Source organism: Ruegeria sp. A5 (assembly GCF_056543005.1).
In genome coordinates this window covers 1-12,814 of record NZ_JBQGAV010000013.1, presented here as the reverse complement: position 1 = coordinate 12,814, position 12,814 = coordinate 1, and the positions used below count along the sequence as shown (strand labels likewise).

The following is a 12,814-nucleotide window of genomic DNA, read 5'->3' as shown; positions in this document are numbered from 1 at the left end:
CTTTTGCAACGAACTCTGAACCGGAACAAATGCACGAAAGGTTGCTCACGTAGTTTATGTTGGAGAAAAGACCATATCCGCTCGACCTGATCTATGTCCCTGTGAAACGGGCGAAAACGCTTGATCAACAAAAAGTCCTGACGCTGGCCGAAGATATCCTGAAGAACGGCCAGAAGACCCCGATCCAGATACGCGCGGACAACAAGCGGTTCGTGCTGATTGAAGGCCTTCACCGACTAGAGGCCATTCGCGCCTTGGGCGGTGATACGGTCGAAGCCTATCTGGTACGCGCTAGGTTGCACTAAATGCCTATTGGAATTGACGTTAGACAAAGCCTCGGAAAATGTCAGAAGACGTTGACTTTTTTCATCCCAAAGATGCAATCGAGCACAATGAAAGCTCTCATACAGAGTAATACGCTGGCAGTTTTCTAACTCAGAATGGTCCCGCAAAACCTCGTTTAGCCGATAAAAAGGTATTCGGCTGGCGAGGTGGTGAACATGGTGCACGCCTATAATAGCAGAGAACCAACGCAGGATGTCAGGCAGGGCATAGTGAGAACTTCCATAGAATGCGGCGTTCTGAAGTTTCCAGCTCTCTTCCCGATCCCAGGTCGTGTGTTCAAACTGGTGTTGAATGTAAAAATGCCAAATACCAAGTGACGATGCGACAATCATGGTTGGCAGGAAAACATACGCCAATACCTCAAAGCCTCCGGCCCAAAAAACCAGTGCCAATAACCCTGCAATCGCGACGTTTATTCCCATTGCACTGGCCCAGTACAGCCAGCCTGACCGCATGAAACCAAGAGGTAAACGATTTTGAAGGTAGAATGTATCGATCTGCGCAACACCGAACAGGAAGATGGAATTCCGGGTCAGACGATAAGCGGCACGCCCGAACCACTTCCGCTTCAAGTATTCTTCAGTGGTCAATGTAGGGATGTCACCCATACCGCGCGATCAAGGTTACCGGTTGTGGCATGGTGAATCGCATGGCTTTGCCGCCAAACGTCATAGGGTGTCAGGGCAAGAACACCTAGAACCCGGCCTGTCCAATTGCAAACAGTGCAGTTTCTAAAGAATGATCCATGACCGCAATCATGCATAATGATGAAGATACGGAACAGAAATGCGGCATTCAGGATGGTCAGTAATATTGCGATCCAGACGCTAAAAGATGAAGCCGTCCACGCTAGGGCCCATAGTGCGAATAAGGGGACAACAGTGATCGCAATTTCTTAAATACTGCGCTTCGCATCGGGCACACGGTATTGCGCGAGCGCCCGCGTCCAGACTTTTGTTTGCAACTTACTTGCTCTCCAACAGCTTATAGTAGCCCAGTGTGCAAACGGGCACCCAGAAAGGGTGCCCGAAAAAGGTCAGGCGAGTGCCAGATTGGCAGCGTTGTCGCGTCCGTCACGGCCCGCTTCAATGTCGAAGGTAACCTTCTGGCCATCCTTCAATTCACTGATGCCGGAACGTTCAAGTGCTGAGATATGCACGAATACGTCGCGCTTGCCATCTTCAGGCTCGATAAAGCCAAATCCTTTGGTCGAGTTGAACCATTTTACTGTGCCATTTGCCATGGTGGAGGTCTCCTAATACTTGCCGCCCGCATCATTGCGGCGACTCGGCGTGGTCGGTCTGAATCGAAAGACTGAACGCCGAATTGGGGAGACAGCAGGTCGAAAAAGAAAAACGTAAGCCTTGTGTATATGGACTTCGAGTACACACGATACAAGCCTTGATGCGGTGGAGGGCAACAGAGAAATCGAGCCTGTCTGGCTTAGAGCCCGACAAGTTGAGATGACGCTGTTGCTCTGCGATCCAAACGCGAAGGCGGCTTGGGTGGGAGGTACAAAAGATCAATGACCGCTTTTGGGAATCTATCCCGCAACATGCGAGACAGCGATAAGCGTCCGTCTTGATGCCGTGGCGAGACTTTGCAAAGTCTGCTTTCTGCACAAAGCTGCCCTTGGCTAGGCTTAGTACTGCACGGGCAGCGAATGTCCACAAGGTGGCCCTATTACTTTTTGAAGTTTGACAGAAGGGTTCAATCGCAATAGCGGCAAGCCCTCTTTCCCATCACCTTCCTTTGGTGGGCCAGCGGATTTGGGCAAGCCAAACGCCACTAGCCGTCAGGGTGAGGGCGCGGCCCTCCCCCTCGGGCAACCCTTTTAGACAGGGCCGTGTCCTCGGCTTTGCCTGCGGGCCGCACCACCCCTGTCGAATAGCGTTGCCTCGCCCCCTCCCGCGTTCGCCACGTGGCAGATTAGCAGGAACAGGCAGCTTCGCTGTTTGACCTACAAATCAGCTCTGATTTTCCGAAAGGGAAGTCAGAACAAACCAAACTGCCTGCGGGAGCAAAAAAAATGGGGGCGGCGCGTTAGTTGATGACGCAAAGGTCAAATTCAAATGATGTTCAACGTTGGGGGCGCCTTCTGATGTCGAACGTTCACTGCATTTCTGGTCCAACTGTGACGGTTGGGTCAGGTTCGTGTGACGTTCAACAGGGTTTGTGGAACGTCACTGATCTTTGACTCAATCGGTCACCAAAGCCTCAAGAAAAACGTAAATCGCATTATTCAATTCTGACCCAAACGTCAAGCATTTCTGGCCCAAGGCGATTAATGGCATTTCATCGATGCTGAAGTTGATGTCTCATTTCTTGCCTGTTCCACCCAGCGACTGACAAACGCGGATTTGACCATCATGGAATTGAGAAGGTTACTGAGTTTCAGGAAATTCCATCACGACTGAACGCGAGTTGGGTGTCTTACCCTGAGCCTCCAAGCCTTGCCGATGTATCCTCCGTAGCAATTCCTTCAGCCATGCGGCTAAAAGCTTGTCGCCAACCTTCAGCAAGTTCTTCCATCTGAGACAAAACCGCGGCGTCTTCCGGCAAAATACGACGGGTCAGCCGCGCGCGTGTCACAGCCAGCACAGACCAATCAGGATTTGGCCTTTCAGCCAAGATGATCCGATCACCGGCGCCAACTTCGCCTGGTTCGAGTACACGATAGTACCATCCGGTTCGGCCCGTCTTCTGAAACTGGTAAGGCATTTCCCTGCGCCCCGTATGTAGCCCAAGTTTCCAGCACGGCTGCCGCCCCTGGCTAATTTGAACTACCGCCGTCCCGAGTGACAGGATGTCGCCGATGCAGAGGTTTTCCTCGGTCAGCCCCGTTGTTGAAATGTTCTCGCCAAACGCCGCTAGCTTTGTGCCGGGTGCCATTAGGCCCTCCACTTGCCAAGCCGAATAGTGATCAAAAGCATAATGATGGATGGCTTTGTCTTTACCACCGTGTACCGTCAAATCCGCCTGCGCATCGCTTGCAAAACCGAGCGAGGTAACAACCTGCCGACCGTTCACCCGATCTTTCTGAATGGCCGAAGGCGGTTTACCTTCCCAGCGTTCTCTGGCCGCTCCAAAAAATATGCCGTCGATGCGTGCTGACACATCAAGAAGTTTCATCTGGCTTCCTCGTGCTCAATACAGATTTTGTCTTTTTCGCCGAGGTCCAGCGAAACGCCCAGCAAATTGCAGAACCCGTTTTCCGTCGTGCCATCATGATGGGCGCAGGATTTGCATTGGCCGAATGATCGACCTCCATTTACGGCCAAAGCCAGACTGAGGCTTTGCATCAGCCCCTGCTCTAGCAAGGCTAGGTTTTCTGCAGGCATATCTCCAATTGCCTGAGCAACAGGGTTTGACTGACGTACAATCTCGTCCCCTTCCTTGGTCAGTTCGTAAGAAATCGACCGCTGATCCTGTTCTTTTCGGTGCTCTTCCACATAGCCCTTGCGCGCCAAAGCCTTGAGCGTCTGTGACATCGTTCCACGGGTTGTACCGATGTACTCTGCGACATGCGACGGCGAGCGCGAGAACATGTTCGCTTCTGCTAGGTACTCGAGCGCCATTCTCTGAGTCGGATTCAAATCTCCCGCCCATCCTTCGGAAGCATCAATCCGGGCCAGACGGTTGATCAGTGTGCGAATGCGATAATTTGAGTTCATATCACATTTAGTAGCGACTCGAAATTATAGTTGCAATGCATTTCTCATTATAGTAGCGACTCGCCATCTTTTTACAGGAGACACCCATGAAACTTTCAACGCTCACTTCTACTTTGGCTCTGCTCATCGGCAGCACAGCTCTTGCTGATGGGAACCATGCCATTCATCAGGATGGCGCGATCATATCTTCTGCTGACGCCAGTAAAGTCGCGGATTTTGACATTCTGGCCGCGCACGCTCACCGCAATGGAAACACGGTCACTTTTCACATGACCACGAATGGATCGGCTGGTGCCTCAGTTCCGGAGGCAACCGGAGAGGTCGGTGGTTCAGACGTCTGGTCATATGTCTGGCCTACGTCTCTGGACCCTTCGTCCGTTGGGTTCGAAGGCGGCACAGGCATCCTTGCAATGGCTGCAACCAGTCATCCAGATTTTGATGACACACCGCTTTTTGACGAGAACGGTGACGGAGATCCGGCCAACGACGGCATCGAATGGCACAGCCATTGGGTTGTGTTGACCCCGACCGAAGCGTGCGGACCCGACGCGCTTGCCGTACGTGACATCCCCGAAGGTTCCACACCCAAGCTACCTGCGACATGGCCTGGATTCCCGATCTTTCTGGACAGCCCAGGGTTTACACCGCTGTTCGCCGGGCCCGAAATCTCGGTGAACGCAGGCTTCGCCAGCGACGTCGAACTGGAAGGTGTCGCTTACGATGGCGTCACTTCGGCCTTGCGTGTGAACGCAAACATCCATGCTCCCTTGCTGTGCGTCACAGATGTTTTTGACGTCGCATCTGGCGAACTGAGCCTGCCGGGCAAGATTCACTAACATTCGATTGCGCAGCCGCCGAACCCACGGCGGCTGCCTGCTACTGAGGACAAAGAAAATGCAAGCACCAGAGTTAGACGTCACGGAATGGTTCAACACAGACACTCCCCTAACCCTAGATAACCTAAAAGGACGGGTTGTCGTCATTGAGGCCTTTCAAATGCTTTGCCCAGGATGTGTCCTGCACGGTATTCCCTTAGCGCAGTCGATTCAGAGGACGTTTCCTGAAGAGTAGGTAGCCGTAATTGGCCTGCACACCGTGTTCGAGCATCACAACGCTATGACACCGGTGTCTTTGCAAGCTTTCCTGCATGAATATCGCATCACGTTCCCTGTCGGCGTGGACAAACAGGGCGCAGGACCGTTGCCAATCACGATGTCTCGCTTTGGCATGCGCGGCACACCAAGCCTTGCCCTTTTGGATCAGGCGGGGCAGATCGTTGCGCATCACCTTGGTCAGGTTTCGGAACTTCAATTGGGGTCCGAGATTGGCAGTCTTCTGACACAGGAGATCGTGTCGACCAAAGGCGGCACCGTCACCTTCAGTCAATCGCCGGATAGCAGTCATTGATCCTGTACGCGGAGAACTTCTGTTTCGAGCCCAGAGTGGCAAATGCTGCACCTTGCACCAGTAGCTGCGAAGCGTTGATTGCTGACATTGGCGTTGGTCAGGACAGCCCCAAGCTGCCATTTGACCACATCGTCGGTGCAGCAGTGCAGCTTTGCTAACGCGGACATCGGACTTTCTGGCAAACAGTGTCGTGGATGTTCAGATAGTTGAGTTACCAGCCTTCTCGTTAACGATCTCGAGTATCCTGTTTCTTTGGATTTTCCCTGACGGCCCCTTAGGAAGATCAAGCAAGATATGAACTTCATCGGGCGATTTGAAACGACCTAATTGGGCTTCGCAAATCTTGGACAGATCCATGGGCGTCAATTTCGAACCTTCGCGAATTTTAACTGCCGCCTCGACGGTTTCGCCGTAGCTGTGGCAGGGGCGGGCAAAAGCCGCTGCTTCTACAACGTCGGGGTGAGAATAAAGCGCCTCGTCGATCTCGCGCGGGGCAATGTTTTCACCACCTTTGATAATCAACTCCTTCAGTCGACCAGTGACATATACGTAACCGTCCTCATCCATGCGGGCGAGATCACCGGTGCGCAACCAGCCATCGGCGGTAAATGTATCCGCCGTTGCTTCAGGGTTCTTAAGGTATTCCAGCATGGTGTTAGGTCCGCGTATAACCAACTCGCCTTCCGTTTCACGCGACACTGGTTGGCAATGTGCATCGAAAATTGCCGCCTCATTGCCGAAAGCAATACCTGGTGAGCCAATTTTGCGAATGCCCGGTGGCAATGGGTTGGACAATATCTGTGCAGCGGTTTCCGTAAGTCCCATAGTCTCAACGATCGGGATTTGAAACCGGTCTTCAAACGCGCGCTGCACGTCTGGTGCCAGCGCAGAAGATGCAGAACGCCCAAACCGCACGCGCTGGCGGGTTTGGGCGTCTGGCTTGGTGTCAGAGTGCAGCAGGTGGGAAATTATGGTGGGCACGACTGAAAACCAGGTCGCCTCGACTTTACTCAGATTGTTCCAGAAGCGGCTAGCTGAAAATCGGTCACACATGGCCAATGACCCGCCTGACACAAGTGTTCCCATGACTGTCACGCATAGTCCGTTGATATGGTAGATCGGCAAAACGCAAAACCCGCGGTCAACCTCGGACAGCTCGTGCGCAATTGTAGTCGTCCAGCCTCCGGCCAACAGGCTGGAATGCGTGTGAACTACGCCCTTGGGTCGTCCAGTCGTGCCGGAAGTATACATCAACAGCGCATGACTATCGGAAGAGATGCTAAGCAAATTACCGTCGGTATTGGTTGCATCTGCCGCTTGCAGCGGTGTTATCCTGCCAAGGTCGGCTGTTCGCTCGAATAATCCCGTTTGTCCGGGATGTACAAAGCTATAGCGTGCACCACTGTGTTCCAGCGCGTAAGCTACGGCGCTGTCGCCAGCGACAAGGTTAATCATTGTCGCCCGAAATCCTCCGTAGAGAACGCCGAAAAGGACCTCAATCGCTTCTCGGCAATTGGGGTAGAGGATGGCGACGCTTTCTCCCTTTTCCACTCCCATACCCGTTAGCATGACTGCGATGCGGCGGGCAGTTTCGTGCAAGTCACCCCAGCGCAGGTCCGGCGCCCCGTCCGGGAAAACGAATCCGGTTCCCCCTTGGCTTGCTCTCTGGTTCAACCAGTCGCGGACGGTTCCCTTGGGCGGTTCCATCATCGTCCAGCCTCCGACCAATAGACACTGAATATCTCGTCCAGCTCAGGTTCGCGCGGCGATGTATCGCGCACGATTTTAGTGGTTTGGATGAAATGCCGCCAATGCAGGTTGGTGTCGATGGAATTCCCTCCCCAGCTGCCACAGCCCATCGAGAGGGAAAACGGCATGCCGTTAGTGAAGCTGCCACCGGTGGCAAAGGTATGCGCCTGATTTACGATCACCCGACAGGTAGGTAGGTCGCGGCCCAACCCTATCGCGCGCGTGTCGTCACCGGTATGTATGCCAACTGAATGACCTGCCCCCTGATGCGCCAGAATGCGAGCGGCGGTGGCCTTGGCATCTTCGAAATCTGCCGCGCGATAGAGCGCTAAAACCCGGCTGAGCTTTTCTCCGGACAGGGGGTGATCCGGGCCAATACCGTCGGTTTCCACGGCCAGAAATCTGGTCCCCTCCGGCATTTTACCTGCCATCCCCAACGCTTCGAGCATTTTGTCAGCATCCTGCGCAATGACCGATCGGTTGAGATGGCCATCAGGCCAGAGCCGCGCCACGATATCGCTTGCACCGGAAGACGGCACCAACACGCCGCCCTCGGCAGCCATCGCCGCGGCAAAGGCGTCATAGACCGCGTCAACCACAACCAACGCATTCTCAGAAGAGCACGAAGTTGCGTTGTCGAAGCATTTCGAGGCAGCAATCTTGGCCGCTGCTGCCTGCAGATCAGCAGTCTCATCCACAATCACCGTGACGTTACCAGCGCCAACCGCGACTGCAGGGGTGCCACAGGATTGCGCGCGGTGGACATTGTTTTGACTGCCGGTACAGATCACCCGATCAACCGTTTCCATCAACCGTTGTGTCTTGGCCTTTGAGCCGGGGGCCGGGATCATCTGAACCAGATCGCGATCCAATCCCAGTTTGTCGAACTCTGTGTGAATGTACCCGATCAGCATCTCGCAGGATGCCACACCCTTGGGTGAGGGTGCCACCACGATCGCGTTGCCTCCTTTTAGCGCATTGATGATGTTGTTCGCGGGCGTTGCGGCCGGGTTTGTCGACGGCACAACCGCGCCGATCACACCGATAGGGCGCGCGATTTCCGTAAGGCCGGTTGATGGGTCATCGCTGACTATGCCATGGGTCTTTGCATCGGCGATATCGCGCAACAAGCCCAGGGTCTTGCGGTGGTTCTTGGTAATCTTGTCTGGCACATTGCCCAGTCCGGTGGTCTCAACCGCCGTTTCCGCCAGTGCCCGATTGCGGGCCGGTTCCATGATGGCCCATCCCGCTGCAAGTGCCGCTTTGTCATAAAGCGCCTGACTGCCACCAGCTTCGAAAGTCTCCTGAGCCTTACGCGAACGTGCTACGATACGATCTAATTCAGCGATTTCAGGGGAAACCCCATCCAGAGCGTTCATCTTGGTCCTCGATTATTTGTTTGGGGCGGCCTCATGCCGCCCCGAATAGAGTGACCGGATCAGAGACCGGCAAGCAATTCGTTCAGAGTCTGCTGGCGCTGCGCCCACATCTCGATCACTTCGTCGCGTGTCATGATGTGCATGGGCGATCCACCTGCTTCCATCTTCTTGGCAACACGTGAATTTGCGAACATCTCGGGCACGTTGGCGGCCAGTTTCTCGATCACCTCAGGCGGTGTTCCCTTGGGCACCATCACACCCCGGAAATTGACAGACGAGTTATCCACGTCCAGCCCCTGTTCCATCATCGTTGGCACGTCCGGCAGGAACGCGTTGCGTTCCAGGTCTGCAACACCAAGGATTTTGACGTTGCCCGCCTCTTGCGCGCGGAACGCATCGGACAGGTTGTTGATACCACCCATGACTTCACCGGCGATCACGGCTTTCATGGCAGCTGCTCCGCCGCCTTTGGTCGGGATGTAAGCCATCTTGGTTCCCGCAGCCTTGTCGATCTGCAGGGCCGCGATATGGTGGCCCACAAATAGTCCCGCGCCGGATACGGTCAGCTTTCCGGGGTTTTCCTTGGCAAAGGCGACGACATCTTCCATCGAGTTGAATTCACTGTCCGCACCAACCACAAACACAGCCGGATCTGCGCCCCAGTTCGCGATGGGTTCAAAGCTGTCGGTTGAATATTCCACACCACCCTTGATCGACTGGGCGATGAAATGTGGAACGTTATAGGCTGCCAGTGTATAGCCATCCGGATCAACCTGTGTGGCGAACCAGTTCCAGCCAACGCGCCCACCCGCGCCGGGCTTGTTGATGATGGCGATGGGCATCCCCAACGCATCCTCGTTTCCGGCAGTCATGGTGACGATCCGCGCCTGAAAGTCGGTCGCGCCACCCGCGCCATAGCTGACCATCATCATAAGCGGCCGTTCTGGATACTCCTCAGCCACAGCTGCGCCAGTCAGGCTCATGAGGGCTAATGCCGCCCCAGCAATCATTCGTTTCATTTGCGTTTCCTCCCAGATTAGGTTCCGCCACGTCGCTCGCGCGGTCAGAACAGAATTTCCCTTGGTGTGTAGACGTTCAGCAACATGGCAAAGAGCCCGTACATCACCACCACAAAGACCGTCGTGATGATCCCGCGTTTGATCCAGCTTTTGGCCGCGCTGTGCGGAGCGGGATCGTATATCGACAGCAAGATGAAAAAAGCGATGGTTGTTGCGGTGTAGAAACCCAGCGACTTGGCCGCCCAAAAAACGTAGATCAAAGTGATGATCAGACCGGGCAGCATGTTAATGAACATCGCACGGGTCACGCCATTCCCGACCTTCGACAATCCCATCACCGCTTTGCCAAATGTCCAGCCGGCCAGAACCACAAACACGGATGCGATAAGACGCGGGAACAGGAACGCCTCGGCCGGTTGCTGGGTATAGCTGACCCAGGTCACCCAAAGACCAACTGCAAATACAAGACCCGATCCGAATATGTGCTGCGAGCGGTTCATGCCTGCGCCTCCTCTTTGGTGGTGTAGCGATGGTGGCGCAATTCCATCCAAACCGAATACGCGATCGAGGCCAGAACCACAGCGATCAGTAACAGGTTCAATCCACCGGTCATGAAGTACGATGCCTTACCGACGGTGGCATCGGCGATCATCCCACCCTGGATGAAGTTGGCCTCGGCAATCGGCCCAAGGATCAGGCCCAGAACCAGCGGTGCAGCAGAAAAGCCAAAACGCTCCAGAAAAAACATGCCAATGCCGAGACACGCCATAACATAGACATCACCCATCGAACCTTGCACCGAATAGGCACCGAAGACCGACAGGGCCAGAACGATGGCGGCCATAACCGATTGCGGCACCTGTGCGACACGGGCAGCGAGGCCCGCAACATAAAGACCAAAGATGCACATCAGCACTTGTCCGATCAGCATGGAGTTGATGAAAGTCCAGGCGACATCGGGATGGTTGTCGAACAGGTCCGAGCCCGGGAAGATTCCATGGATCAGCAAGCCACCCAATAGAACGGCGGCAGTTGGGCTGCCCGGGATCGAAAGTGTCAGCAGCGGCACCAAGGATGGGCCAACCATAGCGTTATTGGCGGATTCCGCAGCAATCACGCCTTCGGAATGGCCCGTACCGAACTTTTCTTTTTCCGATGAGAATTTCTTGGTTTGGTCATAGGCGACCAACCCGGCGATCTGCCCGCCCACACCCGGGATCAGGCCAATGATCGAACCGGTCAAAGTTCCAATGCTCAATGCCCGTGTTCGGCTGAACAGTTCCCGAAAGGCGGCAAGGATCGAATGGCGCTGAACTTCGATCACTTCTGCACCATCCGTTTGGCGACCCTTGGCAAACATGGTCAGCACTTGCGGGATCGCGAACAGACCGATCAGCGCGGCGATGATGTTGATGCCGCCACCCAATGCGGGATGAAAGATGAAGCGCTGTGCGCCCATGATGTCGTCAAACCCGATGGTGGCCAGCCACAACCCGATACACCCCGACAGCAGGCCTTTGACGACCGATGCGGAATCCAGCGTTCCGATCACCGTCACCCCCAGGATGGCGAGCCAGAATAAATGCGAAGGGCCAAATGCCAGCGCCCATTTGGCCAGAACCGGAGTCAGAAAGATCAACAACAGCACACCAAAGATGCCGCCCACAGCCGAGGCCAAGAAGGACAATTGCAAAGCCCGCGCGCCTTGGCCCTGCTTGGCCATGGTGTGCCCGTCCAACGTTGTTGCGATATTCGCTGGCGCACCGGGAATCTTAAGCAGAATCGCACTAACCGCACCACCGGCCACGGTCGAGGTGTAGGCTGCGCCCAACAAGATCAGCCCCTGAGCTGCCTCCAATTGGAACGTAAACGGTATCAGGAGTGCGACTGCCATTGTGGGCGACAATCCCGGTGTCGCGCCCAGGATCAGCCCGCCAATCGTGCCGCCTAACAGCAGCATAAACGACAGCGGCGTGAACACATCTCCGAAGTAATAAATGAATTCCATCCAGGGCCTCCCAACCCGTTGGTTCACACTTTTACTTTTGTTGACAAATCAGGGTAGGCGATGAAAATAGTATTGCAAATGTTTTCATAAATTCGACCGGATGGGAGAATATTATGGCTAATTTTCAAAAAGGTAAGGTGGATATTGTGGCAGTCGCAAAGGCCGCAAAAGTTTCACCATCCACAGTTTCCCGCACCTTCAATCACCCAGATCTGGTGAACCCTGCGACTCGGAAAAAGATAAACAAGGCGATTCAGAGGTTGGGGTATATCCGTAACCGGGCCGCACAGACGATGCATGGCAAACGGTCGGGAACAATCGGTCTTGTGGTGCCTACAATAAACCACGCCATTTTCGCCGAAGTCATTCAGGCCTTCTCGGATTCGATCGACAAAGCAGGTTTCAGCCTGTTGCTGGCATCGCATGGGTACGACCTTGATCGGGAATACGCGATGGTTCGCAAGCTTCTGGAACATCGGGTGGATGGCGTGGCGCTGGTCGGATTGGAACATTCCGACGCCACCGCACGATTGATCGAACAACAAAAAACACCGGCACTTGCGATTTGGAACTACGCAAAGGATTCCATTCTTCCTTGTGTTGGTGCTGACAACCGGTTGGCCGGGCGCCTTGCGGCAGAGCATCTTCTGGCCTTGGGGCATCAAAACATTGGGCTGATCTTTCCCAAGACTGACGGTAATGACCGCGCGCAGCATCGGCTTTCTGCGGTACATGAAGCGCTGGCTATGAAGGGCGTTTCCGTGCCAGACGAGCATGAATCGGAAGCCCCCTACAGTGTCTCTCAGGCTAAGCAGGCAGCCATAACTCTGTTGACGAAACAAACTCGCCCTTCAGCACTGCTTTGCGGAAATGACGTTATCGCGCAAGGCGCATTGTTTGCGGCCCAGAACCTTGGTTTGAAAGTTCCTGACAACCTGTCAATTATCGGAATCGGAGATTTCAAAGGGTCTGCAGATGTCGAGCCGGGTCTCACTACAATTCGTATCCCGGCCGAAACCATCGGAAGTCTCGCGGGCGAAAAGTTCACCGAATACATCACCTCAGACGAACCAGCACCTTTCAGAATCTGTTGTGCGCTGGATTGCATCGTGAGAGGAACAACACGCCAGGCATCGATTTCTTAGGGTCAGGATGCATTGATTTCGGCAGCGCTGCGTGATTCACGAGCTGGAAAACGGAGCGGTGATATGAGCGACCTTTTCTGGCTGAACG

At 54.5% G+C, this 12,814-nt stretch carries 14 protein-coding genes; 4 read left to right on the top strand and 10 right to left on the bottom strand.

From position 1 onward, the window contains the following. The first annotated feature begins 56 nt into the window (after positions 1-56). The gene (locus ACR0AY_RS20090; protein ID WP_170357377.1) at positions 57-305 is read left to right on the top strand and encodes a ParB N-terminal domain-containing protein; all 249 of its coding nucleotides are present in this window, start codon (positions 57-59) and stop codon (positions 303-305) included. Here the strand turns inward: ACR0AY_RS20090 and ACR0AY_RS20085 are convergent. The 5 genes from ACR0AY_RS20085 to ACR0AY_RS20065 form a co-directional block, all read right to left on the bottom strand. Further along, a complete protein-coding gene (locus ACR0AY_RS20085; protein ID WP_480454527.1) occupies positions 237-953 on the bottom strand; it encodes a fatty acid desaturase in 717 nt (238 codons plus the stop codon). The two genes, ACR0AY_RS20090 and ACR0AY_RS20085, sit on opposite strands and share 69 nt — an antisense overlap. After that, a complete protein-coding gene (locus ACR0AY_RS20080; protein WP_480454533.1) occupies positions 932-1,111 on the bottom strand; it encodes a fatty acid desaturase in 180 nt (59 codons plus the stop codon). Before ACR0AY_RS20080 ends, ACR0AY_RS20085 begins: the two co-directional genes overlap by 22 nt. A gap of 270 nt (positions 1,112-1,381) precedes the next feature. Continuing rightward, entirely contained in the window at positions 1,382-1,588 is a 207-nt protein-coding gene (locus ACR0AY_RS20075) for a cold-shock protein (protein WP_010443199.1), read from the bottom strand. A 1,190-nt stretch (positions 1,589-2,778) separates the two neighbouring features. Further along, positions 2,779-3,477 (bottom strand): MOSC domain-containing protein, encoded by a 699-nt coding sequence (locus tag ACR0AY_RS20070; RefSeq protein ID WP_170515861.1) that lies wholly within the window; start codon positions 3,475-3,477, stop codon positions 2,779-2,781. Then, the gene (locus ACR0AY_RS20065; protein WP_170515858.1) at positions 3,474-4,019 is read right to left on the bottom strand and encodes a MarR family transcriptional regulator; all 546 of its coding nucleotides are present in this window, start codon (positions 4,017-4,019) and stop codon (positions 3,474-3,476) included. The genes ACR0AY_RS20070 and ACR0AY_RS20065 overlap by 4 nt, the downstream gene beginning before the upstream one ends. An 86-nt stretch (positions 4,020-4,105) precedes the next feature. Here ACR0AY_RS20065 and ACR0AY_RS20060 point away from each other — a divergent pair, with 86 nt between their 5' ends. After that, positions 4,106-4,855 carry a hypothetical protein gene (locus tag ACR0AY_RS20060; protein ID WP_170515855.1) on the top strand — a complete coding sequence of 250 codons (750 nt, stop codon included), beginning with the start codon at positions 4,106-4,108 and terminating at the stop codon, positions 4,853-4,855. A 280-nt stretch (positions 4,856-5,135) separates the two neighbouring features. Continuing rightward, positions 5,136-5,426 (top strand): TlpA family protein disulfide reductase, encoded by a 291-nt coding sequence (locus ACR0AY_RS20055; protein ID WP_480454526.1) that lies wholly within the window; start codon positions 5,136-5,138, stop codon positions 5,424-5,426. Between the two features lie 198 nt (positions 5,427-5,624). On the opposite strand, the gene ACR0AY_RS20050 is transcribed toward ACR0AY_RS20055, so the two are convergent. Genes ACR0AY_RS20050 through ACR0AY_RS20030 form a run of 5 tightly spaced genes read right to left on the bottom strand, consistent with a single transcriptional unit; the run spans position 5,625 to position 11,581 of the window. Next, positions 5,625-7,136, bottom strand: coding sequence for an AMP-binding protein (locus tag ACR0AY_RS20050; RefSeq protein ID WP_170515851.1), 1,512 nt, complete (start codon positions 7,134-7,136; stop codon positions 5,625-5,627). Beyond that, the gene (gene sauS / locus ACR0AY_RS20045) at positions 7,133-8,554 is read right to left on the bottom strand and encodes an acylating sulfoacetaldehyde dehydrogenase (protein ID WP_170515849.1); all 1,422 of its coding nucleotides are present in this window, start codon (positions 8,552-8,554) and stop codon (positions 7,133-7,135) included. Before sauS ends, ACR0AY_RS20050 begins: the two co-directional genes overlap by 4 nt. Positions 8,555-8,613: 59 nt before the next feature. Beyond that, positions 8,614-9,573 (bottom strand): tripartite tricarboxylate transporter substrate binding protein, encoded by a 960-nt coding sequence (locus tag ACR0AY_RS20040; RefSeq protein ID WP_170515846.1) that lies wholly within the window; start codon positions 9,571-9,573, stop codon positions 8,614-8,616. Between the two features lie 44 nt (positions 9,574-9,617). After that, entirely contained in the window at positions 9,618-10,073 is a 456-nt protein-coding gene (locus ACR0AY_RS20035; protein WP_170515844.1) for a tripartite tricarboxylate transporter TctB family protein, read from the bottom strand. Beyond that, complete coding sequence (locus tag ACR0AY_RS20030) at positions 10,070-11,581, bottom strand: tripartite tricarboxylate transporter permease (RefSeq protein ID WP_170515840.1); 1,512 nt, start codon at positions 11,579-11,581, stop codon at positions 10,070-10,072. Before ACR0AY_RS20030 ends, ACR0AY_RS20035 begins: the two co-directional genes overlap by 4 nt. Before the next feature lie 113 nt (positions 11,582-11,694). Between ACR0AY_RS20030 and ACR0AY_RS20025 the strand changes: the two genes are divergently transcribed. Further along, positions 11,695-12,726 carry a LacI family DNA-binding transcriptional regulator gene (locus ACR0AY_RS20025; RefSeq protein ID WP_170515836.1) on the top strand — a complete coding sequence of 344 codons (1,032 nt, stop codon included), beginning with the start codon at positions 11,695-11,697 and terminating at the stop codon, positions 12,724-12,726. Positions 12,727-12,814 lie beyond the last annotated feature (88 nt).